The 26,016-nt window shown below is 61.6% G+C and carries 26 protein-coding genes; 17 read left to right on the plus strand and 9 right to left on the minus strand.

Translation table 11 applies throughout. The annotated features are described in order from the left end of the window. Window positions 1-347: 347 nt before the first annotated feature. The 4 genes from FHT79_RS30000 (at window position 348) to FHT79_RS30015 (ending at window position 5,755) form a co-directional block, all read left to right on the plus strand. On the plus strand, window positions 348-1,295 hold the full coding sequence (locus FHT79_RS30000) for an ornithine cyclodeaminase family protein (protein WP_183904618.1): 948 nt from the start codon (window positions 348-350) through the stop codon (window positions 1,293-1,295). Continuing rightward, window positions 1,292-3,757 (plus strand): ATP-dependent helicase HrpB, encoded by a 2,466-nt coding sequence (gene hrpB, locus FHT79_RS30005; protein WP_183904619.1) that lies wholly within the window; start codon window positions 1,292-1,294, stop codon window positions 3,755-3,757. Before FHT79_RS30000 ends, hrpB begins: the two co-directional genes overlap by 4 nt. A gap of 23 nt (window positions 3,758-3,780) precedes the next feature. After that, entirely contained in the window at window positions 3,781-5,109 is a 1,329-nt protein-coding gene (locus FHT79_RS30010; RefSeq protein ID WP_174824491.1) for an ActS/PrrB/RegB family redox-sensitive histidine kinase, read from the plus strand. A 67-nt stretch (window positions 5,110-5,176) separates the two neighbouring features. Continuing rightward, window positions 5,177-5,755, plus strand: a complete 579-nt coding sequence (locus FHT79_RS30015) for an ActR/PrrA/RegA family redox response regulator transcription factor (RefSeq protein WP_011649881.1) — start codon at window positions 5,177-5,179, stop codon at window positions 5,753-5,755. Window positions 5,756-5,767: 12 nt separating this feature from the next. Here FHT79_RS30015 and FHT79_RS30020 read toward each other — a convergent pair whose 3' ends face one another. Next, window positions 5,768-6,262, minus strand: coding sequence for an MmcB family DNA repair protein (locus FHT79_RS30020; protein ID WP_010029986.1), 495 nt, complete (start codon window positions 6,260-6,262; stop codon window positions 5,768-5,770). A 179-nt stretch (window positions 6,263-6,441) separates the two neighbouring features. Between FHT79_RS30020 and FHT79_RS30025 the strand changes: the two genes are divergently transcribed. Further along, window positions 6,442-7,125: a L,D-transpeptidase gene (locus tag FHT79_RS30025; protein WP_183904620.1), complete on the plus strand. Its 684-nt coding sequence runs from the start codon at window positions 6,442-6,444 to the stop codon at window positions 7,123-7,125. A gap of 71 nt (window positions 7,126-7,196) precedes the next feature. On the opposite strand, the gene FHT79_RS30030 is transcribed toward FHT79_RS30025, so the two are convergent. The 5 genes from FHT79_RS30030 to hslV form a co-directional block, all read right to left on the minus strand. Then, a complete protein-coding gene (locus FHT79_RS30030; RefSeq protein WP_183904621.1) occupies window positions 7,197-9,368 on the minus strand; it encodes a malate synthase G in 2,172 nt (723 codons plus the stop codon). An 85-nt stretch (window positions 9,369-9,453) separates the two neighbouring features. After that, complete coding sequence (locus FHT79_RS30035; protein ID WP_183904622.1) at window positions 9,454-10,866, minus strand: cytochrome P450; 1,413 nt, start codon at window positions 10,864-10,866, stop codon at window positions 9,454-9,456. 47 nt (window positions 10,867-10,913) lie between these two features. After that, window positions 10,914-11,861 carry a DUF1402 family protein gene (locus FHT79_RS30040; RefSeq protein ID WP_063473906.1) on the minus strand — a complete coding sequence of 316 codons (948 nt, stop codon included), beginning with the start codon at window positions 11,859-11,861 and terminating at the stop codon, window positions 10,914-10,916. A gap of 188 nt (window positions 11,862-12,049) precedes the next feature. Further along, a complete protein-coding gene (gene hslU / locus FHT79_RS30045; RefSeq protein ID WP_132574520.1) occupies window positions 12,050-13,357 on the minus strand; it encodes an ATP-dependent protease ATPase subunit HslU in 1,308 nt (435 codons plus the stop codon). Between the two features lie 120 nt (window positions 13,358-13,477). Continuing rightward, window positions 13,478-14,005 (minus strand): ATP-dependent protease subunit HslV, encoded by a 528-nt coding sequence (gene hslV / locus FHT79_RS30050; RefSeq protein ID WP_004677140.1) that lies wholly within the window; start codon window positions 14,003-14,005, stop codon window positions 13,478-13,480. A 236-nt stretch (window positions 14,006-14,241) separates the two neighbouring features. On the opposite strand from hslV, the gene hisB reads away from it, so the two are divergent. Genes hisB through coaA form a run of 9 tightly spaced genes read left to right on the plus strand, consistent with a single transcriptional unit; the run spans window position 14,242 to window position 19,675 of the window. Next, entirely contained in the window at window positions 14,242-14,850 is a 609-nt protein-coding gene (gene hisB / locus FHT79_RS30055; protein ID WP_047616097.1) for an imidazoleglycerol-phosphate dehydratase HisB, read from the plus strand. Window positions 14,851-14,872: 22 nt separating this feature from the next. Beyond that, complete coding sequence (locus tag FHT79_RS30060) at window positions 14,873-15,358, plus strand: DUF2628 domain-containing protein (protein WP_097544623.1); 486 nt, start codon at window positions 14,873-14,875, stop codon at window positions 15,356-15,358. Window positions 15,359-15,360: 2 nt separating this feature from the next. Beyond that, entirely contained in the window at window positions 15,361-16,011 is a 651-nt protein-coding gene (hisH, locus tag FHT79_RS30065) for an imidazole glycerol phosphate synthase subunit HisH (protein ID WP_047615989.1), read from the plus strand. Between the two features lie 52 nt (window positions 16,012-16,063). Then, on the plus strand, window positions 16,064-16,246 hold the full coding sequence (locus FHT79_RS30070) for a hypothetical protein (protein ID WP_063473904.1): 183 nt from the start codon (window positions 16,064-16,066) through the stop codon (window positions 16,244-16,246). Next, the gene (locus tag FHT79_RS30075) at window positions 16,243-16,800 is read left to right on the plus strand and encodes a hypothetical protein (RefSeq protein WP_183904623.1); all 558 of its coding nucleotides are present in this window, start codon (window positions 16,243-16,245) and stop codon (window positions 16,798-16,800) included. The genes FHT79_RS30070 and FHT79_RS30075 overlap by 4 nt, the downstream gene beginning before the upstream one ends. Before the next feature lie 6 nt (window positions 16,801-16,806). Beyond that, on the plus strand, window positions 16,807-17,553 hold the full coding sequence (gene hisA, locus FHT79_RS30080) for a 1-(5-phosphoribosyl)-5-[(5-phosphoribosylamino)methylideneamino]imidazole-4-carboxamide isomerase (protein ID WP_183904624.1): 747 nt from the start codon (window positions 16,807-16,809) through the stop codon (window positions 17,551-17,553). After that, entirely contained in the window at window positions 17,554-18,342 is a 789-nt protein-coding gene (hisF, locus tag FHT79_RS30085) for an imidazole glycerol phosphate synthase subunit HisF (protein WP_047615982.1), read from the plus strand. Window positions 18,343-18,359: 17 nt separating this feature from the next. Next, window positions 18,360-18,683, plus strand: a complete 324-nt coding sequence (locus FHT79_RS30090) for a phosphoribosyl-ATP diphosphatase (protein WP_017962659.1) — start codon at window positions 18,360-18,362, stop codon at window positions 18,681-18,683. Continuing rightward, the gene (gene coaA / locus FHT79_RS30095) at window positions 18,680-19,675 is read left to right on the plus strand and encodes a type I pantothenate kinase (protein WP_183904625.1); all 996 of its coding nucleotides are present in this window, start codon (window positions 18,680-18,682) and stop codon (window positions 19,673-19,675) included. The genes FHT79_RS30090 and coaA overlap by 4 nt, the downstream gene beginning before the upstream one ends. Before the next feature lie 27 nt (window positions 19,676-19,702). On the opposite strand, the gene FHT79_RS30100 is transcribed toward coaA, so the two are convergent. The 3 genes from FHT79_RS30100 to FHT79_RS30110 all read right to left on the minus strand — a co-directional run bounded on the left by FHT79_RS30100 (window position 19,703) and on the right by FHT79_RS30110 (window position 22,527). Beyond that, window positions 19,703-20,314, minus strand: a complete 612-nt coding sequence (locus FHT79_RS30100) for an alpha-ketoglutarate-dependent dioxygenase AlkB (RefSeq protein ID WP_183904626.1) — start codon at window positions 20,312-20,314, stop codon at window positions 19,703-19,705. A 1-nt stretch (window position 20,315) separates the two neighbouring features. After that, window positions 20,316-20,753, minus strand: coding sequence for an alternative ribosome rescue aminoacyl-tRNA hydrolase ArfB (gene arfB, locus FHT79_RS30105; protein WP_047615978.1), 438 nt, complete (start codon window positions 20,751-20,753; stop codon window positions 20,316-20,318). Between the two features lie 163 nt (window positions 20,754-20,916). Further along, a complete protein-coding gene (locus FHT79_RS30110) occupies window positions 20,917-22,527 on the minus strand; it encodes a phosphoenolpyruvate carboxykinase (protein ID WP_048338404.1) in 1,611 nt (536 codons plus the stop codon). Window positions 22,528-22,865: 338 nt separating this feature from the next. Between FHT79_RS30110 and FHT79_RS30115 the strand changes: the two genes are divergently transcribed. The 3 genes from FHT79_RS30115 (at window position 22,866) to FHT79_RS30125 (ending at window position 26,014) form a co-directional block, all read left to right on the plus strand. Further along, complete coding sequence (locus tag FHT79_RS30115; RefSeq protein WP_188947094.1) at window positions 22,866-23,600, plus strand: response regulator transcription factor; 735 nt, start codon at window positions 22,866-22,868, stop codon at window positions 23,598-23,600. 177 nt (window positions 23,601-23,777) lie between these two features. Then, the gene (locus FHT79_RS30120) at window positions 23,778-25,568 is read left to right on the plus strand and encodes a sensor histidine kinase (RefSeq protein WP_048338405.1); all 1,791 of its coding nucleotides are present in this window, start codon (window positions 23,778-23,780) and stop codon (window positions 25,566-25,568) included. Continuing rightward, window positions 25,565-26,014, plus strand: a complete 450-nt coding sequence (locus FHT79_RS30125) for a serine/threonine protein kinase (protein WP_048338406.1) — start codon at window positions 25,565-25,567, stop codon at window positions 26,012-26,014. Before FHT79_RS30120 ends, FHT79_RS30125 begins: the two co-directional genes overlap by 4 nt. Window positions 26,015-26,016 lie beyond the last annotated feature (2 nt).

Consider the following 26,016-nt stretch of genomic DNA (forward strand, 5'->3'; position numbering starts at 1 on the left):
TTCTTTAGAACGAAAGACTTCGTCGCCAGCAGCGCCGCCGCCCTCGTTCAGTGAGGGGGCTTATAGAACTAACCCCTTTTCCAAGTCAACACACCAAAACAAAGTTTTTTGACATTTTTGTAACAGGTTGAAAATGAAGGGCTTTTAGGGGTCGCCTTCAAAAACAAGCAAATCTCCCGCCCGATTGGGTGGTTTTTGAGATTCGTTTTGCCGAATCCTGAAAGAAAGGCTTCGGCGGGGGGAGACAAGCCATATATGGGGTGCCCGACGCGGAATTCCAGGGTGCTTGCCTATGACGCGCCTCACTCGCTAGTTTGGCGATGAAGAACGATACGGCGGAGTGAAGAATGCTTGTCCTCGATGAAGAACAGACGCGCGCGGCCCTGCCCTGGCCGGAGCTGATCGAGGCGATCGCCCGGATGTTCCAGAGCGATTGCGTGATGCCGGTGCGCCATCACCATGAAATGGACGTCCCGAATGAAGAGAGCGCGACGCTGCTCCTGATGCCGGCCTGGGTTCCCGGGCGCTATGCCGGGGTGAAGACGGTCTCGGTCTTCCCAGGCAATGTGCGGCGGGGCCTGCCGGCGATCTTCGGAACCTATCTTCTTTCCTCCGGCGCTACCGGCGAGATGCTTGCCGCAATCGACGGCGGCGAACTGACCGCGCGGCGGACGGCGGCGGCATCGGCTCTGGCGGCCCGTCATCTCGCCCGTCCCGACGCGGAGGAGATGCTGGTCTGCGGAACAGGTCGCCTGTCGCTCAACCTGATGCTGGCCCACGGCACGACCCGACCGATCAAGCGCTATCGGGTCTGGGGCCGCAACGGCCAAGCGGCGGAAAAGATCGCCGCCGAAGCACGAGCGCTCGGCCTCGATGCCGAGGCGGTCGCGGATGCGCAAACCGCGGCGCGGACGGCCGATATCATTTCCTGCGCCACGCTTTCCGGCGAGCCGCTGATATCAGGCGAATGGCTGAAACCCGGCGCCCATCTCGATCTCGTCGGCGCCTTCAAACCGAACATGCGCGAAAGCGACGACGAGGCCATCCGCCGTGCTTCGGTCTATGTCGATACGCGCGCCGGCGCTATCAGCGAGGCGGGCGACATCGTCCAGCCGCTGAAAAGCGGTGTGATGAAAGAAAGCGACATCAAGGCCGAGCTTGCGGAACTCGTCAGCGGCGCCCATGGCGGACGAAGCCACGACGCTGAGATCACGCTGTTCAAGTCGGTCGGCGCAGCTTTGGAAGATCTCGCCGGGGCGATTCTTGCCTATGAGACTGTGACGGGCCGAAAGTGACAATCAGTGCATCATTGCCGGACCTTCCGGTTTCACATGTCCTGCCGGCCGTCGGTACCGCCTTGGCCGAGCGGAGACGCGCCGTTCTTTCCGCACCACCCGGCGCCGGCAAGACGACGCTGGTGCCGCTATACCTGCTCGACCAGGCTTGGCGCGGTGACGGCAAGATCATCCTGCTGGAGCCGCGACGTCTGGCGGCGCGGGCAGCGGCAAGCCGGATGGCATCGCTGATCGGCGAACAGGTCGGCGGGACGGTCGGCTACCGCATGCGCCTCGACAACAGAATATCGGCAGCGACACGGATCGAGGTGGTGACCGAAGGGGTTTTCGCCCGGATGATCCTCGACGACCCGGAACTGACCGGTGTCTCGACGGTGATCTTCGACGAATTCCATGAGCGTTCGCTGGATGCAGACTTCGGACTCGCTCTGGCGCTCGACGTCCAATCGGCGCTGCGTGAGGATCTGCGCATCCTCGTCATGTCGGCGACCCTCGATGTCGAACGTGTGGCCGCCCTGCTCGACCATCCGCCCGTCATCGAAAGCCTGGGGCGCAGCTTTCCGATCGATATCCGCTATCAGGATCGGCCGGGCGGCGAACGCATCGAGGATGCCGTCACCCGGGCGATACTCGATGCGCATGCCAATGAGGCCGGCTCGATCCTCGCCTTCCTGCCCGGCCAGGCGGAAATCACGCGGACGGTGGAACGTCTGCAGGGACGATTCGGAGCCGAAACGGTGATTGCGCCGCTTTACGGCAATCTCAGCCAGAAGGAGCAGGATGCGGCTATTCGACCGGCATCCCAGGGGACGCGTAAGATCGTGCTTGCGACATCGATCGCCGAAACCTCGATCACCATCGACGGCGTCAGGATCGTTATAGACAGCGGGCTGCAGCGTCTGCCGGTGTTCGAGGCGTCGACCGGGATCACACGGCTGGAGACGGTGCGCGTATCGCGGGCTTCCGCCGATCAGCGGGCGGGTCGTGCCGGACGAACGGAACCGGGTATCGCCGTCAGGCTGTGGCACCAGGGACAGACGGCGGCACTGCCGGCCTTCACACCGCCGCAGATCCTTTCCAGCGATCTCTCGGGGCTGGTGCTCGACCTCGCACATTGGGGCGTTCAAGATCCGGCATCCCTTGCCTTCGTCGATCAGCCGCCGGAAACGACGCTGAGGGAAGCGCGGGTTCTGCTCGGCCAGCTCGGCGCGCTCGACAAGGACGGAGCGCTGACGGCGCGCGGCAAGGTGATGCGCGATCTGGCACTGCCGCCGCGGCTTGCCGCCATGGTCGTCTCGGCGGGGGAAGCCGGATATGCCCGGGATGCAGCGATGATCGCCGTGCTTCTTACCGAACAGGGGCTTGGCGGAACGAGCGTCGATATCGAGGAACGGCTGCGGCGCTTCAAGGCTGAGCGCGGCGAGAGAGCAGAGGCCTCGCGCCGGCTGGCGGGACGGCTGGCGAGCGGCCTCGACAGCGGTGCGGCAACGGCGCCGGCGCTTGCGGGCCAGCTTTTATTGCACGCATTCCCGGACCGAATCGCACTTCAGCGCGGCGGACGCGGCCGATTCGTGATGGCGAACGGGCGCGGCGCGGAGCTGCCGGAAACCGAGAGGCTGGCGGGCAGCCAGATGCTGGTGATTGCCGATCTCACCGGACGAGCGGCGCAGGCGCGGGTTCTGGCGGCAGCCGAAGTGACACGCGGCGACATCGAAGCCGAGTTGCCCGGCGAGATCAAATCCGGCGATCAAATATTCTTCGATCGGCAAAGCCGGCAAATACGGGCGCGGCGAGCAACCCGGCTCGGCGCGATCATCTTCGACGAGACGCCCTTGCCGCGCCCCTCCGGTGCAGCCGTCACCCAGGCGCTGGTGGATGGGGTGCGCGAGCTGGGGCTCGATCAACTTGCCTTCTCGAAGGAAGCCATTCAGCTTCGCGAGCGGATCGGCTTCCTCCACAGGACAATCGGCGAACCTTGGCCCGATGTCAGCGATGACGCCCTGCTTTCCCGGCTGGACAACTGGTTCGCACCCTTCCAGACGGAGGCCCGCGGCCTGTCCGAAATATCAGCAGCCGGACTTTCGAACGGCCTGATGTCCCTGGTACCGCATGAATTGCAACGCGACCTCAGCCGGCTCGCGCCGACCCATTTCGAGGCCCCCACCGGCCAAAGGCATCCGATCCAATATGAGGGCGAGGAGCCGGTGCTGACGATCCGCGTGCAGGAGCTGTTCGGGCTGAAGCAGCACCCGGCGATTGCCGGCGGTCGCCTGCCGCTGCTGCTCGAACTCACGTCGCCGGCGCACCGGCCGATCCAGACGACGCGCGACCTGCCAGGCTTCTGGGCCGGCTCGTGGCGGGATGTGCGTGCGGATATGCGCGGCCGCTATCCCCGGCATCCCTGGCCGGAGCGGCCGGAAGATGCGTTGCCGACGACACGGGCAAAACCGCGTGGTACATGAGGCCCATTCAAGGAGCCCGCGGCATGATCGACAAGCCTGGCATGATCGACAAGACGGAAGGCTATACGCTGGAAGACCGGCATAATAGCCGCAGGCTGCGCCTGCAGACGCTGGTGCGGCTGCGCTGGCTTGCCGTCGGCGGACAGGCGCTGACGGTGTTCATCGTTGCCTTCTGGCTGAAATTTCCTTTGCCGCTGATTGCCAGCTCTTCGCTGATCGCTGCCCTTGCCTGGGTGAATTTCTACCTGACGATCCGTTATCCGCCGACCCACCGACTGGAAGCGCCGGCCGCCTTCGCTCTGCTCGGCTTCGACCTATTGCAGCTCTGCGCGCTGCTCTTCATCACCGGCGGCCTGGCCAATCCCTTCGCCGCGCTCGTCTGCGTGCCCGTCATCATCTCCTTTGCCTCGCAGCCGATCCGCTACAGCACCGCGCTGATCGGCTTTGCGATGGTCTGCATCACGGTGCTTGCCTTTTCGCCCTTTCCGCTGCCCTGGTTCGACGGGGTCGAGATCAACGTGCACAATGTCATGCAGTTCGGCGTCTGGTGCTCGATCGCCTCGACAATGGCATTCGCCGCCTTCTATGCCTATCGGGTCTCGATGGAAGCGAGCCAGCTTGCCGATGCGTTGGCTGCGACCGAACTGGTGCTGCAGCGAGAAAAGCACCTTTCGCAACTCGATGGGCTGGCGGCCGCCGCCGCCCATGAGCTCGGGACGCCGCTGGCGACGATCAGCGTCGTCGCCAAGGAAATGGAGCGGGAACTCAAGGACGACGATCGTTTCCGCGAGGACGTGATGCTGCTGCGCAGCCAGAGCGAACGCTGCCGCGATATCCTGCGGCGGCTGACCACACTTTCCTCCGAGGGCGAAGCGCATATGCGCCGCCTGCCGCTTTCCTCGATGATCGAGGAGATCGTCGCGCCGCACCGGGAATTCGGCATCAGATTGGAACTCATCGAAAAGAGCCCACGCAAGGGCGAGCCGGTGACCGACCGCAATGCCGGCATCATGTACGGGCTCGGCAACCTGATCGAAAACGCCGTCGATTATGCCCGCGAGAAAGTGACCGTCACCATCGAGCACGATCACGACAAAGTGCTGATCGTCATTGAAGACGATGGGAACGGTTATGCGCCCGATATTCTGACGCGGATCGGCGAGCCCTATGTGACCAAGCGGCAGAAAGAGGATACGGCCGGCGGCCTGGGGCTCGGGCTTTTCATCGCCAAGACGCTGCTGGAGCGCTCGGGCGCGTCGCTGATTTTCGAGAACCGCGATCCGGAAAGTGCGGGCGCGCGTATCCGAATCGAATGGCCACGTATGCTGATCGACGCAAATTCGACAAAATGACTTTGTCGGCATAAACAGGATAGAGCGGCTGACGCAGATCGGGCGTTCAACCGCCGGGACCGAAACGATGACAGAACAGAACCATGACAATTTCGCCGCGTCGGATGAGGATCATATCGGTCCCGACGCCAGCCTGCTGATCGTCGACGACGACGGGCCGTTCCTGCGCCGCCTGGCACGGGCGATGGAGACGCGCGGCTTCCAGGTGGAGACAGCCGAATCAGTGGCGGAGGGCGTTGCCAAATCGAGAGGCAGGCCGCCGAAATATGCGGTGGTCGACCTGCGGCTCGGCGATGGCAATGGGCTTGACGTCATCGAGGCGATCCGCCAGCGGCGTGACGACACCAGGATCATCGTGCTGACCGGCTACGGCAATATCGCAACGGCGGTCACGGCCGTGAAGCTCGGCGCCGTCGATTATCTGGCAAAGCCTGCGGATGCCGACGACGTGTTTTCGGCGCTGACGCAGCGGCCGGGCGAAAAGGCGGAACTTCCCGAGAATCCGATGTCGGCCGACCGGGTGCGCTGGGAGCACATCCAGCGGGTCTATGAAATGTGCGAGCGCAATGTTTCCGAAACGGCGCGCCGGCTCAACATGCACCGGCGCACACTGCAGCGCATCCTTGCCAAGCGCGCGCCAAAATAAGCAGGCGCAGCATCAGACATCGTCCACGGTGAACGGTTTTCCGTTCGCCCATTCGGCCATCATCAGCCTTTGGGCGGCGGCACGCGAGAAATTGAGCGTGACGGATTTGCGCGTGGCCGGCGCCATGCGGTGTTCCGGCGCCTCGCGAATCATATGGGCGCCATAACCATCCGACAGGAACAGACCGCATTCCTCGGGAAATATGTCGAGCGGCACATCCTGGTGAGTCGCAAAGAACAGGCGGTCGCAATGCAGCCTGTATTCCGGCCATTTGCGATCCACCCGGAAATCCTCGATCGATGTCTTGATTTCGATGATCCAGACCTCGCCCTTCTCCGAAAGCGTGATCAGATCGGCGCGGCGGCCGCTGGCGAGCGGCAGTTCGGGCAGCACGGCATGGCGCATTTCATGCAGCAATATCTGCGTTCCCCGCCGCACCATCATGGCCCTGTCCGATTGCCGGCCATCGATTAACGGATTGTTATTGTAAACACTCAAAATCGTCATGGATAACCACCGCAGGGGCTGGCGTGTTGTTGCAAAAAAACCATGCGCTTCTAATTTGCGCCGCAGACGGATTTGTCGCGCTGCAGTAGCCTTGCAAAGCGCAAGTTAATCGAAAATAAACCATAATCAACGATGGTCGAGAGACCGTTCTCCTTGCCCCAAAACTTCAAGAGTCATCCATGCGCATCCGCAATGCATTCCCTGTATTTGGCCTGCTGACAACGCTCGCTCTGGCCGGTTGCTCCACGAGCTCAGACAGCGCGTCCGTCGACGACAAGGGCGCAGGCCCGACAGTACAGACGGCCCAGATCTTCGATGACGCCTACGGCGTGACGAAGGATGCCGGATACTCGCTGCCGGCGATCCCGATCAGCCGGGTCAAGCCGCAGTTCCGCCGCCAGGTCGTCAACTACGAGACCACCGAGCGCCCCGGCACGATCATCGTCAACACGCGCGAGCGCTTCCTCTATTACATCCTGGCCAACGGCAAGGCGATGCGCTACGGCATCGGCGTCGGCAAGCAGGGCTTCGCATGGGCCGGCACCGCCTACGTCGCTTGGAAGCAGGAATGGCCGACCTGGCACCCGCCGAAGGAAATGGCTGTCCGCCGGCCCGACGTCGCCAAATATGTCGAAGACGGCATGGGCCCGGGTCTCAGCAATCCGCTCGGCGCACGCGCCATGTATCTCTTCAACGAGAACGGCAAGGACACGCTCTTCCGCCTGCACGGCACGCCGGAATGGGCTTCGATCGGCACCGCCGCTTCCTCGGGCTGCATTCGCCTGATGAACCAGGATGTTATCGACCTCTACAGCCGCGTTCGTCCCGGCAAGGGCACATCCAAGGTCGTCGTCATTCAGTAAGCTAGATATCGAATTCGGTAAAAAAAGGGCCGCTGGGACTGTCGTTCCGGCGGCCTTTTCGTATCTTCCTATCACGCAGCCTGCTTCGCCTTCAGCTCGAGGCGGCGGCGGTGAAGCACCGGCTCGGTGTAGCCGTTCGGCTGCTCCCTGCCCTTCAGGACGAGATCGAGGGCGGCCTGGAAGGCGATCGAACCGTCGAAATTGCCGGCCATCGGCTGATAGGCGGGATCCGATTCGTTCTGCCGGTCGACAACAGCGGCCATGCGCTTCATCGTCTCGACGATCTGAGCTTCCGTGACGACCTTGTGATGCAGCCAGTTCGCCATGTGCTGAGCCGAGATGCGCAATGTGGCGCGATCCTCCATCAGGCCGACATTGTTGATGTCGGGCACCTTCGAGCAACCGACACCCTGATCGACCCAGCGCACGACGTAACCGAGGATGCCCTGGGCATTGTTGTCGAGCTCGCGCTGGATTTCCTCCGGCGTCCAGTTCGGCCGCACCGCAACCGGCACGGAGAGAATGTCGGAGAGCTTGGCGCGGGCGCGATCCTTCAGTCCTTGCTGAACGCGGGCGACATTGACCCGGTGATAATGGGTGGCATGCAGGGTTGCAGCCGTCGGCGACGGTACCCAGGCGGTGTTGGCGCCGGCCTTCGGATGGGCGATCTTCTGTTCGAGCATCGCCGCCATCAGATCCGGCATCGCCCACATCCCCTTACCGATCTGGGCGTGGCCGGCAAGGCCGCATTCGAGCCCGATGTCGACATTCCAGTTCTCGTAGGCGGAAATCCAGGCCGCCTGGCGCATGTCGCCCTTGCGAATCATCGGGCCGGCTTCCATCGAGGTGTGGATCTCGTCGCCGGTCCGATCGAGGAAGCCGGTATTGATGAAGACGACGCGCTCGCGGGCGGCACGGATGCTTTCCTTGAGATTGACGGTCGTGCGGCGCTCCTCATCCATAATGCCCATCTTGATGGTGTTGCGCGCCAAGCCAAGCGCATCTTCGACCCTCGAGAAAATCTCGACGGCGAAGGCCACCTCTTCAGGTCCATGCATCTTCGGCTTGACCACATACATGGAGCCGGCGCGGGAATTCTTCTTCCGGCCGGCCGGGCCGATATCGTAAAGCGCGATCAAGCCGGTGATGACGGCATCCATGATGCCCTCGGGCACTTCATTGCCGTCACGGTCGAGGATCGCCGGATTGGTCATGAGGTGACCGACATTGCGCACCAGCATCAGCGAGCGGCGATGCAGTTCGAAGGAGGTTCCGTCCGGACCGGCATATTGCAGATCCGGATTGAGCTTGCGGATGAAGCTCGTTCCGCCCTTTGCCACCTCTTCCCGCAGATTGCCCTTCATCAGGCCGAGCCAGTTGCGATAGACGGTGACCTTGTCCTCGGCATCGACAGCCGCAATCGAATCCTCGCAGTCCATGATCGTCGTGATTGCCGATTCCAGCCAGACATCGGAAATATGCGCCGGATCGACTTTTCCGATCGTCGTCGCCGCATCGATGACGATCTCGATGTGAATGCCGTTGTTCTTCAGGAGAATATGCGTCGGAGCGGCGGCGTCGCCGCGATAGCCGGCAAAATGGCGGGCGTCCGTCAGCGTGGCCTGCTCGCCATCGATCGATCTGACAGCGAGCACTCCATCCTTGACGGCGAAACTCCCGACATCCTTCCAGCGCAAATCCTGCAGCGGCGCTGACGTATCGAGGAAATCGCGCACCCAGGCGATGACCTTCTCGCCGCGCTTCGGATTGTAACCCTTGCCTTTTTCGGCGCCGTCGCTCTCGGCAATGGCGTCCGTGCCGTAGAGCGCATCATAGAGCGAGCCCCAGCGAGCATTGGCAGCGTTCAGGGCATAGCGGGCATTCATGACGGGAACGACGAGCTGCGGTCCGGCAATCGAGGCGATCTCCGGATCGACATTTTGGGTCGAAACCTGGAAGTCCGATCCCTCAGGCAGGAGATAGCCGATTTCGCGGAGGAAGGACTGGTAGTCGTCCATATCCGTCGGCGCGCCATGCCGGCGATACCAGTCATCGATCTTGACCTGTAGCTCGTCGCGTTTTGCCAACAGCGCACGATTCTTCGGAGCGAGATCGTGAACGATCGCCGAAAAATCGGCAAAGAACTTGTCCGCATCGACCGCCAGGCCCGGCAGCACCTCCCCGACGAGGAAATCATGAAGGACCGTTTCGACGGCAAGACCGTTCTTATCAACGCGGCTCATGCGGCATTCTCCCTGGCAACGACTTTGAATGCTGCCACTTTGCCCGGCTTTCATTCACAGTCAATTCCGCAATAATTCGAAAGATTTATGCTTTCGCGGAAATTATGCGCGGCGTTACGCGCATCGGCAATCCATTCTGCGGCTGCGTCGTCAGCTTTTGCACCGGCCAAGGGTTGGTCTGATCGGTGGAATCGAAACGATAGCGATGCATCAGAACGGCAAGGGCGATCACCGCCTCCTGAAGCGCAAAGGTTGCGCCGATGCAGACACGCGGACCGGCGCCGAAAGGCAGGAACTGGAAGCGACCGATGGAGCCGCGATTTTCCGGCAGGAAGCGTTCGGGCATATAGGCGCGCGGCCTATCCCAATGACGTTCGTGGCGATGCAACGTCCAGGGCATGATGAGCACCGTGACACCGGCCTCGATCTCTATCCGCTCGCCCTTGGCGCTTGTCCAGGAATCATCCGATATGGCGGCGCGATTGATGGATGGGGCCGGCGGATAGAGGCGCAAAGTCTCCTCGAAGGCGGCGCGCGTCTGCGGCATCAGATCCAGCCATTCCACAGGTTCGGCCCCGGTGGCGAGCACCGCGTCGATTTCTGCTTCCATCGCCTCGCGGATATGCGGGCTGTTCGATACGCAATACAGCGTCCACGCCAAGGCCCGGGCTGTCGTCTCATGGCCGGCGCCGATGAAAGTCAGAATATTGTCTTCGATCTCCTCCTTCGTCAGCCCCTCGGGGCCGGTCTGCTCCAAGAGCAGGGTCAGGAAATCTTCGGGCACAGTGCTGCGGTCAGCCTTCATCTTTGCGAGCCGCATATCCATCGTGTTGCGCACGATAGCGCGGAATTTCTCCAGCACTTTCTGGCCGCCGATGCGTGTCACACGTGGAACCCATGACGGAGCGCGCATCAGATCCATCGGATCGACGCGGCCCATGCGATGCAGGAGTTCGTTGACGTCATCGGCGAAATGGCCGCTCGAGGTGACGATTTCACCGGAGAACAATGTATCAGCGAGAATCGCGAAGGTCAGCTCGGTCATGTCGGTGCTGATATCGAAAATTGTGCCTGCCTCGCCTGCGCTTTCATATTTGCAGGCATAGTCTTCGGATTGGCGTAACATCTGCCCGGCGAAGCCTTGGGCATGGCGGGGGGTGAAAACAGGCGCAACCGCCTTGCGCGATCTTTTCCAGACGGGACCTTCGGCGGTCAGAAGTCCGTCGCGGAGGATCGGACGCAGGACGAGCTGGCGCACATCCGACATGCGGTAATTGTTGGCATTGTCGACCAGCACATGTTTGATGAGGCCGGGATCATTGACGATCAGCGTCCTCTGGCCGAAGAAATTGGTGCGGATCCAGGGCAGCGTGTAGGACGGTTCGCCCCAGAGTTCGAGCGGATTGCGCAGGATAATGCGGATGATTTCCAGCCGGCTCGGCGGCACGGTACGCGGCAACGGTGCTGGCGGAACGAAGGGGTCAGGACGCATGTCCATCGGAAAAGCCTTTCGGGGAAGATCTACGCTTCCCGTCAGGCTTGAAGCTAGAGCAGGCCCTTGAGTTCGTCCAGCTTGTCGTTGATCAGCCAGCCGTAATAATTCTCCTCCGGCCAGGCGGTCGTGCCGGCGCCACGGTTTTTCGCAGCAAGGGCTGCGGCGCGCTGGCGCGAATTGCCGACATTATAAAGCGTCGCGGTCAGGCCTGGATTGCCCGAAATATCCATGCCGGCAATCTCCTTGTAATCGTCGATCGACCTGCGGATCGAGGCCGCGACGAAGGCGAGCGAGATATCTGGATCCATGATGGCCTTGTAGACGGCGCCGGCATTCTTCTCGTTCAGCTTCGGATAACCCGACACGCGGGAGACGAGATCGGAGAGCATCAGCGCCGTCAGCGGATTGACCTGGCCGAGGCCGAAGGTCTGACCGGCATAGAAGGGCTGGAAAAACACCGCGCTGAAGCGGTTGTTGGGGAAGCTCTTGCCGCCCACCGACTTGCCGCGGAAATCGCTTTCCCAGACATCTTCGCGGCAGGACCAAAGCGTATAGGAATCACTCTTGCCATTGCACTCGGCAAATTGCGGCCGCGCCACGAATTCATCGACGCTTTCGCCGTCATAGGCGAAGCGGAAGCTTTCCCCGGCATAGGAGGCGGCCTTGACATAATAGGCCTGCAGCCGGTCGTAGGCGTCGACATTGTAGGTGTGCTCGCCGACGATCGCGCCGACGACATGGATGGGATTGATGCCGTAAGCGCTGGAGACCTTGCGAATCTTGCCCATCAGCTCGCGATCGGTCGCCAGCAGCTCATGGACCTTTTCATATTTCAGGTCGAAGCTGCTCTTGGTGCCCTTGGTGCGCCTGACCGAGGCGCCGGGAATATCGGGCTGCTCGGCGTGCCGATTGCCGGCCGGCACCGTCTGCATGGCGAAGGCGGGCGCCGAATTCACCAGGGCAACGGCAATCAAAAGGCTTGTCAAAAGGCGTCGCACGATCCGCTATCCCGTCCGTTCATCGTCCTGTTTGCGATGCGGCTGACTGGACCAGAATCTTGGCCGAATAAAGCCGGAGCGGAAAACAAAACGGGCCTTCACTAAAAAGTAAAGGGCCCGCTGTCGAGGGTCGAGTTCGTCACAATCCGGTATTCACATCGGTAAAGACATGAACCGGTGCGCCGATATCACAGAATGAAGCGCGAGAGATCGGTATTCTGCGCGAGATCACCGACATGTTCGCGGACGTAGGCGGCATCGATCGTCACGCCCGTCCCGCCCCGATCCGGCGCGTTGTAGGAAATATCGTCCAGGACCCGCTCCATTACCGTCTGCAGGCGGCGGGCACCGATATTCTCGACGGAGGAATTCAAGTGCACGGCGACATCGGCAAGCGCGTCGATCGCGTCGTCGGTGAATTCGAGGCTCAGGCTTTCCGTTTCCATCAGCGCGCGGTACTGGCGGATGAGGCTCGCTTCGGTCTCTGTCAGGATCCGGCGGAAATCATCCTTGTTCAGCGGACGCAATTCGACACGGATCGGCAGGCGGCCCTGTAATTCCGGCAGGAGATCCGAGGGCTTGGAGACATGGAAGGCGCCAGAGGCAATGAAGAGGATATGGTCGGTCTTGACGGGCCCGTATTTGGTCGAGACGGTCGTGCCTTCGACGAGCGGCAGGAGGTCGCGCTGGACGCCTTCGCGCGAAACGCCGGCGCCCATGCCGCCGTCGCGGGCGGCGATCTTGTCGATTTCGTCGAGGAAGACGATACCGTCATTCTCGGTGGAGCGAACGGCCTCGCGCTGGATCACCTCGTTGTCGATCAGCTTGTCGGATTCGTCGCGGATCAGATCGCTGTAGGAGGCCTTGACCGTCGTGCGGACTTTCTTGGTGCGGCCGCCCATCGCCTTGCCGAACATTTCCGACAGGTTCAAAACGCCGATATTGGCGCCCGGCATGCCGGGAATTTCGAAGCCGCCCATGCCGGAACCGGCATCGGCCACCTCGATATCGATTTCCTTGTCGTCGAGCTCGCCGTCCCTGAGCTTCTTGCGGAAGTTTTCGCGGGTGGCGGGCGACGCTGTCGTGCCGACCAGCGCATCGAGAACACGCTCCTCGGCGCTCACATGCGCCTTGGCCTGCACCTCGGCCCGCTTCTTCTCGCGCACCAGACCGATGCCGACCTCGACCAGATCGCGGATGATCTGCTCGACATCGCGGCCGACATAGCCGACTTCGGTGAATTTGGTGGCTTCCACCTTGATGAAGGGTGCGCCGGCGAGTTTTGCCAGGCGGCGCGAGATCTCGGTCTTGCCGACACCGGTCGGGCCGATCATCAGGATGTTCTTCGGCATGACTTCGTCGCGCAGGCTCGGGTCGAGCTGCTGGCGGCGCCAGCGGTTGCGCAGCGCAATCGCGACGGCGCGTTTGGCGTCATGCTGGCCGATGATGTAACGGTCGAGTTCGGAAACGATCTCGCGGGGGGAAAAAGTCGTCATTGGGTGTCATTCTCCTGGCGGTCCGGGGCCTTCAGCAGCGCCCGGCCGTAATTCGTCGTTGTTTCGCCAAGTCCTCGAAGGCCTGTCTGGTCTAGGCCAAGCGCCTAGAAGGCATGCGGTTCAGCCTTCGACATCCAAGGATTCCACCACGATGTTGTGGTTTGTATAGACGCAGATGTCGGCAGCGATATCGAGGGCGCGGCGAGCGATCTCTTCAGCCGATTTGTCAGTATCCATGAGAGCGCGGGCAGCCGCGAAAGCAAAATTGCCGCCGGAACCGATCGCCGTCGTGCCATGCTCAGGCTCCAGGACATCACCGTTGCCGGTGATCGCCAGCGTGATCGACTTGTCGGCGACGAGCATCATGGCTTCAAGATTACGCAGGTATTTGTCGGTGCGCCAGTCCTTGGCGAGTTCGACGGCAGCACGCATCAGCTGGCCGGGATATTGCTCGAGCTTCTTTTCAAGCCTTTCGAGCAGGGTGAAGGCATCGGCTGTGGCGCCGGCGAAACCGGCAATCACCTCGCCTTTGCCGATGCGGCGCACCTTCCGGGCATTGCCCTTCATGACGGTCTGGCCGAGGCTCACCTGGCCGTCGCCTGCCATCACCACCTTGCCGCCTTTTCGAACTGTAATGATTGTTGTCATAAAACACCTGTCTGCCCATGACACGGGCGTTACGCCATTCGTTGATTTCGATCCGGATTCCGACTTTAGGTCAGTCAGGCCTAAAGTCATCCGGGCCAGGCCGTTACCAGCCGTGTTGAGCCCTATGTAAGTGGGCCGGAGCCGATTGCAAATGGGCCGGCTTTTCTCGTCCCCGGCTTCTGGATATTTCCCGATGCGCCTGATAAGGAACGGCCTTATTCCCGATGGAGGGCCATATGGCCGAGACCGTAACAAGCCGCACGGGCAGCGTTTCCCGCAAGACCAACGAAACCTCGATTTCCGTTTCCGTCAATCTCGACGGCACCGGCAAATCGTCGATTTCGACAGGCGTCGGCTTCTTCGACCATATGCTCGACCAGCTTTCGCGACACTCCCTCATCGACATGGAGATCGAAGCCAAGGGCGACCTGCATATCGACGACCACCACACGGTCGAGGATACGGGCATCGCCATCGGCCAGGCGATCTCCAAGGCGCTCGGCGACCGGCGCGGCATCACCCGTTACGCTTCGATCGATCTCGCCATGGACGAGACGATGACCAAGGCCGCGGTCGATCTGTCCGGCCGGCCGTTCCTCGTCTGGAACGTCGCCTTCAGCGCGCCGAAAATCGGCACGTTCGACACCGAGCTCGTTCGCGAATTCTTCCAGGCGCTCGCCCAAAATGCCGGCATCACCTTGCATATTCTCAACCATTATGGCGCCAACAACCACCATATTGCCGAGACATGCTTCAAGGCCGTTGCCCGCGCATTGCGCACGGCGACAGAGATCGATCCGAGACAGGCGGGCCGCGTCCCTTCGACCAAGGGTACGCTCGTCTGAGCCCCTCAAGGGAGCGGCGACAATGACATCCAGCTATATTTTCCTGACACCGCCTGGCGGCTCGAGCGCCACGGTCAACGAGACGCGAACCATCCGTGACGGTTTCACGCTGCTCGGCTTCCTGTTTCCATGGGCTTGGCTGCTGGCGCATCGGCTGTGGCTGCATGCGGCCGCAGCCTTTCTGCTGCAGGGGATTGGCGGGGCGCTGATGGACGAACCGGGCCTCGGACCGGCGGGAGCGGCAATCATGCTTGGCGTGAATATGCTGGTCGGTCTCGAGGGCCAGAACTTCCGTATTCGCAGCCTTGCCGCCAAGGGCTGGAACGAAGACACGCTCATTGCAGCCGATACGATCGGCATTGCCGAGCAGGTCTATTTCGCAGACAGGACGGGCGTCGCGGCGAGTGACGACACCGCGGCACCGGACTGGGACAACAAGGCCCGTTCGAACAGCCCGCACGGCCAAGCCACATCGCTTGGTCTCTTTGGTTTTGATGGAGGACGCTGACGATGCGCGTCGCGATTATCGACTACGGCTCCGGCAATCTGCGCTCCGCGACCAAGGCTTTCGAGCGAGCGGCCCGTGAGGCGGGTATCGATGCGCATATCAATCTCACCGACAAGGCGGAGGATGTTGCCGCGGCCGATCGCATCGTGCTTCCCGGCGTCGGCGCCTATGCCGATTGCCGGCGCGGCCTCGATGCCGTGCCTGGGATGGCCGAGGTGCTGATCGAGGCTGTCGAGAAGAAGGCACGGCCGTTCCTCGGCATTTGCGTCGGCATGCAGCTCATGTCCTCGCGCGGCCTCGAGAAGACCGTTACGCATGGTTTTAACTGGATTCCCGGTGACGTCATCGAAATGACGCCTGACGATCCTACGCTCAAGATCCCGCAGATCGGCTGGAACACGCTCGACCTGAAACGCGAACATCCGCTCTTCGACGGCATTCCCACCGGCTCGCAGGGGCTGCACGCCTATTTCGTGCATTCCTACCATCTTGCCGCCGAAAACGCTGAGGATGTCATCGCGACCGTCGACTATGGCGGCCCGATGACCGCTTTGGTCGGGCGCGACAACATGGTCGGGGCGCAGTTTCACCCGGAAAAGAGCCAGAAGCTCGGCCTGGCGCTGATCGCCAATTTCCTGCGCTGGAACCCGTAATACCGCCGCCTTATTTCCCCTTTATGGAAACGGCGGAACAGGAGTGCGCTCGATGCCGACTTCGCGGAAATCAGGCAAGGTGTTCTACACGCTGAGACCCTCCAGGGAAGGCCTGCCGCCCTTCTCGGATATTCGGCTTCCCGACGGAACGATCATTCGTCGTGTCGACGAAACCATCCATAAGAAAGCGCTCTCCAATGCGGCCAAGGTGTTGAAAGAAAGGCTGGACCGATGATCCATGAATTTCTTGCCGGCAACGAGAATTCGCTGCTGCGCGCCAACGGCGTCAACGCCGGCGACGTCACTGAAGCGGTGCTGGAATTCTATATCGAGGGCGAGGATGACCTGATCGGCCTGCTTGCCTATGCACTCTATGAGCGGCAGAAGCGCGATTTCGTCCTCAGCCATCGTCAGCGCAACGCCGGCCGTTCGCCCAACGAGGCCGAGCTTGCCGCCGTCAGCAGCAACTATCTCTCCACCGACCTGCGCAACACGCTGCGCGATCGCGCCTCGCAGATCCTGTCGAGTTATGCCGAGACCTATGTCGAGGCGATGGAGGCTGAAATCCGGCTCACCGCAGTCAACAGCGAAGCACTGCACCGGGTGCGCGAAATCGAGAAATCGATGAAGAGGCGCCTCGGCTTCTGGCGCCAGGTCCGGGCCGGCTTTGCCGTCATCCTGCTCCTTCTTTTGCTTTTCGGCGCGGCCACCATTGCCGCTGTCTTTTTCCGCTCGGATATCGTAGATGCGTGGAATGCGCTGATGGTACCGACCACTCTACGGACGTAAGACGACATGATCCTTTTTCCCGCGATCGACCTGAAGGGCGGCCAATGCGTCCGCCTGAAGCTCGGCGACATGCAACAGGCGACGGTCTACAACACCGATCCGGCCGCCCAGGCGAGATCCTTCGAAGACCAGGGTTTCGAATGGCTGCATGTGGTCGATCTCGACGGCGCTTTCGCGGGACATTCGGCCAATGGCGATGCCGTCGAGGCGATCCTGAAGGCAACTGACAATCCGGTGCAGCTCGGCGGCGGCATCCGCACACTCGATCATATCGAGGCCTGGCTGTCGCGCGGGCTGCGGCGCGTCATTCTTGGCACCGCCGCGGTCAGAAATCCGGCTTTGGTCATCGAAGCCTGCCGGAAATTTCCTGGTCATGTCGCCGTCGGCATCGACGCCAAGGGCGGCAAAGTGGCCGTCGAGGGTTGGGCGGAGGCCTCCGAACTCGGCATCGTCGAGCTCGCCAGGAAATTCGAGGGCGCCGGCGTCGCCGCAATCATCTATACCGATATCGACCGCGACGGCATCCTGACCGGTATCAACTGGAGCTCGACGCTGGAGCTTGCCGATGCCGTCTCCATTCCCGTCATCGCCTCGGGCGGCCTTGCCTCGCTCGACGATGTCAGACGCATGCTGGAACCCGATGCACGCAAGCTGGAAGGGGCGATCTCGGGCCGTGCCCTTTATGACGGCCGTATCGATCCCAAGGAAGCGCTGGCGCTGATCAAAGCGGCCCGGGCGAAGGAGACCGCGTAAATGACCCTCAAGGCCCGTGTCATCCCCTGCCTCGACGTCAAGGACGGCCGCGTCGTCAAGGGTGTCAACTTCCTCAACCTCGTCGATGCCGGCGATCCCGTCGAAGCCGCGAAGGCCTATGATGCGGCCGGCGCCGACGAACTCTGCTTCCTCGACATCACCGCCTCCTCGGACAATCGCGAGACGATCTTCGATGTCGTGTCGCGCACGGCCGACCAATGCTTCATGCCGCTGACGGTCGGTGGCGGCGTGCGTGCTATCGCCGATATCCGCAAGCTTTTGCTGTGCGGCGCCGACAAGGTGTCGATCAATTCGGCAGCCGTCAGCAATCCCGACTTCGTCGCTGAAGCCGCCGACAAGTTCGGCGACCAGTGCATCGTCGTTTCGATCGACGCCAAGCGCCGGCGCACGCAGGCGGTCGGCGGCGACAATCTCAGCGCCTGGGAAATCTATACGCATGGCGGCCGCAACGCGACCGGCATCGATGCCGTCGAATTCGCCCAGAAGATGGTGGCGCGCGGCGCCGGCGAGTTGCTGGTCACCTCGATGGATCGCGACGGCACCAAGGTCGGCTACGATCTGGAACTGACGCGGGCGATCGCCGATGCGGTGCGTGTGCCGGTGATCGCGTCGGGCGGAGTCGGCGATCTCGACGATCTGGTCGCCGGGGTGAAGGAGGGCCATGCCAATGCCGTGCTCGCCGCGTCGATCTTCCATTTCGGCACCTATTCCGTCAGCGAGGCGAAGCACTATATGTCGAAGTGCGGCATCGACATGCGTCTCGACTGAACCTTGAAAGCGGACCTATGAGCGGATTTTCCCTTTCCGATCTCGAAAGCATTGTCGCAGAGCGGTCGAAAGCCTCGCCGGAGCAATCCTGGACAGCCAAGCTCGTGGCCGCCGGCCAGCCGAAAGCGGCAAAGAAGCTCGGCGAAGAAGCGATCGAAGCCGTGATGGCGGCGGTGACCGGCGACCGCGACAATCTGACCTATGAGGCCGCCGATGTGCTCTATCACCTATTGGTCGTATTGAAGATTGCTGAAATACCGTTAGAGAATGTCATGGCCGAACTCGAGCGCAGAACCGCGCAGTCCGGCCTCAAGGAAAAGGCCAGCCGGCAGAGTTCATGAGTATCGCGACTGAGATTATCGGGGTGCCGGAAACGTTGGATCACTTCCAGTCGGAATCCTATTCGCCCTACCACTTCTTCTCTTCCGAACAATGGGCGAAATTCCGCGCCGACACGCCGTTGACGCTGACTGGCGGCGAGGTCAAACGGCTGCGTTCGATGGGCGATCCGATCGATCTCGACGAGGTCCGGCGCATCTATCTGTCACTGTCGCGGTTGCTTTCGGCGCATGTCGAATCCTCGCAGATGCTATTTGAACAGCGCAACCGCTTCCTCAGCCTGTCCGATGTGACGAAGACGCCCTTCGTCATCGGCATCGCCGGCTCGGTCGCGGTGGGCAAATCAACCACGGCCCGTATCCTCAAGGAGCTTCTGGGGCGCTGGCCTTCCAGCCCGAAGGTCGATCTCGTCACCACCGACGGCTTCCTCCATCCGAACGCCGTGCTGCAGCGGGAAAAGCTGATGCAGCGCAAGGGCTTTCCGGAAAGCTACGACACAGCGGCGATCCTGCGCTTCCTCTCGGCAATCAAGGCGGGGCAGCCGGATGTGAAGGCGCCCAGCTATTCGCACCTCGTCTACGACGTGCTGCCGGACGAATACAAGATCGTCGACCGGCCCGACATCCTGATCTTCGAGGGCATCAACGTGCTGCAATCGCGCGATCTGCCTGCCGGCGGCAAGATCGTACCGATGGTCTCCGACTTCTTCGACTTCTCGATCTATATTGATGCCGCGGAAGATCAGATCCACAATTGGTATGTCACGCGCTTCATGCGGCTGCGCGAGACGGCCTTCCGCGATCCGAATTCCTATTTCCATCGCTACGCCTCGATCAGCGACGCGGAAGCGCTTAATATCGCCGAGGATCTCTGGGCGAATATCAACCTGAAGAACCTGCGCCAGAACATTCTGCCGACGCGTCCGCGCGCCGATCTCATCCTGAAAAAGGGCAAGGATCATCTGATCGAACAGGTCGCGCTGCGAAAACTATAGCAGACGATTCTATTCCGAATATCAGCTTCAGGGATTGACGCGGCGCAGCGTCAGATTGATGCGGCCGCCATTTTTCAGGAGCGTCGACGTCGCCGGGTGAATGCGGTCGACGCCATGGAAACACAGTCTCCCCTCGCCGCCGAGCACGACCAGATCACCGCTCGAAAGCTTGAAAGATAGGGTACGGTCATTGCGGCTGAGACCGCCGACGCGAAAGAGGCAGCTGTTGCCGAGCGAAAGCGAGACAACCGGGGCCTTGAGATCCTGTTCGTCCTTATCCTGATGCAGGCCCATGCGCGCGTCGTCGGAATAGAAATTGACGAGGCAGGCTTCGGGCGGTTTGTCGTAACCGGCAACGTCATTCCAGATATTGAGCAGTTGCTGCGGCATATCAGGCCAGGGCCTGCCGGTCGCCGGATGCATCGGCTGGTAACGATAGCCGCACTCCTTGTCCGTCACCCAGCCGAGCGGCCCGCAATTGGTCATGCGCACCGACATCGGTTTGCCGGTGCCGGGCATGGCGGGCACGTAAAGCGGCGCTTCGGCGACGACAGCGCGGATTACCTCGACCAATGCCTCCTGACGCGCGCGGTCGAGATAGCCGGGGAGATGGCGGATGCCGCTCAGGAGTACCGGCATGTCATTCACTACCGCCGGGGCGGCCGCGCATTTTCTTGACTTCCGAGCGGCCGGATTTTTCCTTCAGGCGGCGTTCGACCGAACCCTTGGTCGGTTTGGTCTTCTTGCGCGGCGGCGGCGGCGGCTTGGCGGCCTCCAATATCAGTTCCTTCAACCGGTCGCGCGCGTCCTCGCGGTTGCGGTCCTGGCTGCGAAAGCGGCTCGCCTCGATCATCAGCACGCCGTCCTTCGACAGACGCCGGCCGGAAAGCTTGATCGCGTTGGTTTTCACGCGATCATTGAGGGACGGCGAATTCGGAATGTTGAAGAACAGCTGGACCGCCGTCGAGACCTTGTTGACATTCTGCCCGCCGGGACCACCCGCCAGAACGAATTGTTCCGTCAGCTCCCATCCCGCGATGGTGATCCTGTCATCGATATAGAGCGCGTCGCTGGCCATGCGGCGTTCTATCTCACATCGACGATGAATTGAAAATATCGGCCGGCATCAAGGAAAACCCGGCAATCCTGCGATGCCGGGTTTCACGTGAGTCAGGGAGTCTGTCTAGCGCAATTCCGGACGCAAAACGGCTGCACACTTTTGCTGGAATTGCTTGCGCGCCTTATTCGGCGGCGACCTTCACGCCGGGGGCTGCATCGCGGACGCCGCCGTCGACGTGATTTTCGAACTTGGCGAAGTTGGCAATGAACATCGAGACCAGCTTTTCGGCCTGCGCGTCATAGGCTGCCTTGTCGGCCCAGGTCGAGCGTGGATCGAGAATGCTGCCATCGACGCCGTTGACCGAGACCGGCACGGCGAAGCCAAAATTCGGATCCGCACGGAATTCGACATTGCCGAGTTCACCGGCCAGAGCCGCAGCGAGAAGCGCACGTGTCGCCTTGATCGGCATGCGCTTGCCGGTGCCATAGGCGCCGCCAGTCCAGCCGGTATTGACCAGCCAGCATTGCACACCATGACGGCTGATCAGCTCCTTGAGCAGATTGCCGTATTCGGCCGGATGCCGCGGCATGAACGGGGCGCCGAAACAGGTCGAGAAGGTCGCTTCCGGCTCGACGACACCCTTTTCGGTGCCGGCCACCTTGGCGGTGTAGCCGGAGAGGAAGTGATACATCGCCTGGTCGGGCGTCAATCGGGCGATCGGCGGCATCACGCCGAAGGCATCGGCGGTCAGCATGATGATCGTCTTCGGGTGCCCGGCGCGGCCCGTTTCCGAGGCGTTCGGGATGAAATCCATCGGATAGGCGCAACGGGTATTCTCGGTCAGCGACCCGTCGTCGAAATTCGGCTCGCGGCTTTCGTTGAGCACGACGTTTTCCAGTACAGTGCCGAAACGCTGCGTCGTCGCATAGATTTCCGGCTCGGCCTCGGCCGAGAGGCGGATGGTCTTGGCGTAGCAGCCGCCTTCGAAGTTGAAGATACCATTCTCGCTCCAGCCGTGTTCGTCGTCGCCGATCAGCGTCCGGGCCGGATCGGCCGAAAGCGTCGTCTTGCCCGTGCCGGAAAGGCCGAAGAAGACCGCCGCGTCACCGTCCGGGCCGACATTGGCCGAGCAGTGCATCGGCATCACGCCCTTGGCCGGCAGCAGGTAGTTGAGCACGGTGAAGACCGATTTCTTCATTTCGCCGGCATAGGACGTGCCGCCGATGAGGACGAGACCGTTGGTGAGATCGCAGGCGATCACCGTTTCCGAACGGCAGCCGTGGCGGGCCGGATCGGCCTTGAAGCTCGGCAGATCGATGATCGTCAGCTTCGGCACGAAGGTGGGGAGCGCTGCAGCGTCGGGGCGGATCAGCAGATTGCGGATGAACAGCGAATGCCAGGCGAATTCGGTGACGACGCGGGTCGGCAGGGCGTGGCCTTCCTCGGCACCGCCGACGAGGTCCTGGACGAAGAGTTCCTTGCCCGCGGCATGCGCAAGCATATCGTCGCGCAACAGGGTGAAATGTTCCGGCGAGAGCGGCTTGTTGTTGTCCCACCAGATCTCGCCGTCGGTATTGGCATCGCGAACAACGAACTTGTCGCGCGGCGAACGGCCGGTGTGCTGGCCGGTGATAGCCCGCAGTGCACCTTGAGCGGTCAGTTCGGCTTCGCCCCGGCGGATCGCTTCTTCATAGAGCGCGGCGGCGGAAAAGTTGTAGCGAGCGCTGGCTGCGCCGCCCAATCCAACCGTTGCCAGCTCTGTTGCCGGGTTATGAACTCCGAACATTTCCATGGCTAGTTCCCTTCGCTCAGGCTCGTTGCCGTTAAAACTAAGCGCGAAAATACGGGCAGAAATTTTAAAACACAAGATGTAGAAATTGAGAAAGTGCAGTAATATCAAATATTTAATCGATTTAAATTTATGGCCTACATTTTAAATCGTTTTAAGGAGCCGCGTTTAAACATTTTGCCGCACCACTTAAGATTGCCGGCGAATTTTACGACAATCTTCCCCTTTATCTTTGCCACAATTTGTTCCACCTTTATCCTCCATAAGCGCATCCGGTCATTGAGACCGCCTGGGGAGAGCAAAATCCGGGAGATTGCGCACTGATGACGGAGACCAACACCATGCCGACAATCGCGCTCGTTGATGACGACCGCAACATCCTTACCTCTGTGTCGATCGCACTGGAGGCCGAAGGATATAAGGTCGAGACCTATACGGACGGTGCCTCGGCGCTCGACGGCCTTTTGGCGCGACCGCCACAGCTGGCGATCTTCGACATCAAGATGCCGCGCATGGACGGCATGGAGCTGCTGCGCCGCCTGCGGCAGAAGTCGGATATTCCCGTCATCTTCCTCACTTCCAAGGATGAGGAGATCGATGAGCTGTTCGGCCTCAAGATGGGCGCCGACGATTTCATCACCAAGCCATTTTCGCAGCGCCTGCTGGTCGAGCGCGTGCGCGCCGTCCTGCGCCGCGCCTCCAGCCGTGAAGCCGCTGCCGCCGGCACTAGCCCCGCCGGCGCGCCGAAGGCCGGCGCGGTGCAGCAGGCCCGCTCACTGGAGCGCGGCCAGCTGGTCATGGACCAGGAACGCCATACCTGCACCTGGAAGGGTGAGGCCGTGACACTGACGGTGACCGAATTCCTGATTCTGCATTCGCTGGCGCAGCGCCCCGGCGTCGTCAAAAGCCGCGACGCGCTGATGGACGCGGCCTATGACGAACAGGTCTATGTCGACGACCGGACCATCGACAGCCACATCAAGCGGCTGCGCAAGAAATTCAAGATGGTCGACACCGACTTTGATATGATTGAAACACTCTACGGAGTGGGATACCGCTTCCGCGAAGCAGCCTGAGCCTAACCGGCGCGGCGCGACTGCATAATTCCTTGGAGCCGATCCAAGAATAAAATATGCAGCGGTTCAAACTGTTGCAGCGCCTTTTGCGCGTCTGAAAAGACGCGCGGCGCTGTGGGAATTGTTGAGGGCAGCGGGCCGGTTCCATCCGGCCCCGCCCTTCGAAAGGGCCTGTCATTGGCACAGTTGGTGCAGGAAAGGGATCTGGACGATGCGGAGGGCGTGAGCACCCGTCGCGTCCGAGGCCGCCGTTGGTCGCACCCCTTCACGCTGATCCGCCGCATCTTCGGCAATGCGGTGTTTTCGAGCCTGACGCGGCGTATCCTGTTCTTCAATCTGGCCGCGCTGCTGGTTCTCGTTGGCGGCATCCTCTACCTCAACCAGTTTCGCGAGGGATTGATCGACGCTCGCGTCGAGAGCCTGTTGACGCAGGGCGAGATCATCGCCGGCGCCGTTTCGGCCTCCGCCTCGGTCGATACCAACTCGATCACCATCGATCCGCAGAAGCTGCTCGAGCTGCAGGCCGGTCAGAGCATCACCCCGGTGCCGAACGACGAAGACCTGGAATTTCCGATCGACCCCGAGAAGGTCGCCCCGGTGCTGCGCCGGCTGATCTCTCCGACGCGCACACGCGCCCGCATCTTCGATGCCGACGCCAATCTGCTGCTCGATTCGCGCCATCTCTATTCGCGCGGCCAGGTGCTGCGCTTCGATCTGCCGCCGGTCGAAGAGGAGAAACAGACCTGGAGCGAGTGGTTCGCGACCCTGTTCAACAAGGCGTTGCAGCCCGGCAATCTGCCGGTCTACAAAGAGGCGCCGGGTGGCGACGGCTCGATCTATCCCGAGGTGATGAACGCGCTGACCGGCGTGCGCGGGGCGGTCGTGCGCACGACCGAAAAAGGCGAGCTCATCGTTTCCGTCGCCGTGCCGATCCAGCGCTTCCGCGCCGTGCTCGGCGTGCTGCTGCTGTCGACACAGGCAGGCGACATCGACAATATCGTTCATGCCGAGCGGCTTGCCATCATGCGCGTCTTCGGCGTCGCGACGCTCGTCAACGTGCTGCTTTCGCTGGTGTTGTCCTCGACGATCGCCAATCCGCTGCGCCGCCTTTCGGCCGCCGCCATCCGTGTGCGCCGCGGCGCCAAGGCGCGTGAGGAGATCCCCGACTTCTCCGCCCGCCAGGATGAAATCGGCAATCTTTCCATCGCATTGCGCGAAATGACGACGGCGCTCTACGACCGCATCGATGCGATCGAGAGTTTCGCGGCCGATGTCAGCCACGAGCTCAAGAATCCGCTGACATCGCTGCGCAGCGCTGTCGAAACGCTGCCGCTCGCCCGCTCCGACGATTCCAAGAAGCGGCTGATGGATGTCATCCAGCACGACGTCCGCCGTCTCGACCGGCTGATCAGCGATATCTCCGACGCCTCCCGCCTCGATGCCGAACTCGCCCGCGTCGACGCCGGCTCCGTCGACATGGAGGTGCTGCTGCGCGACCTGATCGAGGTTTCGCGCCAGGTCCGGAGCAGCAAGAAGCAGGTGGAGATCGAATATGCGATCGAACGCAAGCCGAACGTCAAGACCCGCTTCGTGGTCAACGGCCACGATCTGCGCATCGGCCAGATCATCGCCAACCTGATCGAGAACGCCCGCTCTTTCGTGCCGGAAAAGGGCGGCAAGATTATCGTGCGGCTGGTGCGGACACGTTCGCGCTGCGTCACGACGATCGAAGACAATGGTCCGGGCATCCAGGCGGAAAATATCGACCGTATCTTCGAGCGTTTCTATACGGACCGTCCGGAATCGGAAGGCTTCGGCCAGAATTCGGGCCTCGGCCTTTCGATCAGCCGCCAGATCGCCGAAGCCCATGGCGGTTCGCTGAGAGCCGAAAACATTACCGATTCCGAAGGCGGACATGTGCTCGGCGCGCGCTTCATCCTCTCTTTGCCCGTCGACGCCGCCGCATGACCGACGCTCTGAACATTCATGCGACGGCGATCGTCGTCGGCAGGACGGGACTCTTGTTCAGCGGCCCCTCCGGCTGGGGCAAATCGATGCTGGCCTTCACCTGCATGACCGAGGCGCGCCGGCTCGGGCTTTTCACGGCACTGGTCGCCGACGACCAGGTGCTTTTGTCGGGAGAGGCCGGCACGGTCATCGCCACATGCCCACCGTCGATCGCCGGGCTGATCGAGCTTCGCGGCACCGGCATCGTCCAGCAGGATCATATTCCGAGCGCAGCCATGCATTATGCCGTGCTTCCGGGCACCGCTTCCGGCGAAAACCGCCTGCCCCCCGAAGGCGAAACCGTCAGCCTTGCGGCCGGATTTTCGCTTCCCGCATTGCGGTTGCTCACAGGTGTTTCCGCACCGCTTGCGATCCTGATGGCGAAAGCACCCGATATCGGGCATTGAAG

The sequence above is a fragment of the Rhizobium sp. BK212 genome, from assembly GCF_014197475.1.
Classification (GTDB): domain Bacteria; phylum Pseudomonadota; class Alphaproteobacteria; order Rhizobiales; family Rhizobiaceae; genus Rhizobium; species Rhizobium anhuiense.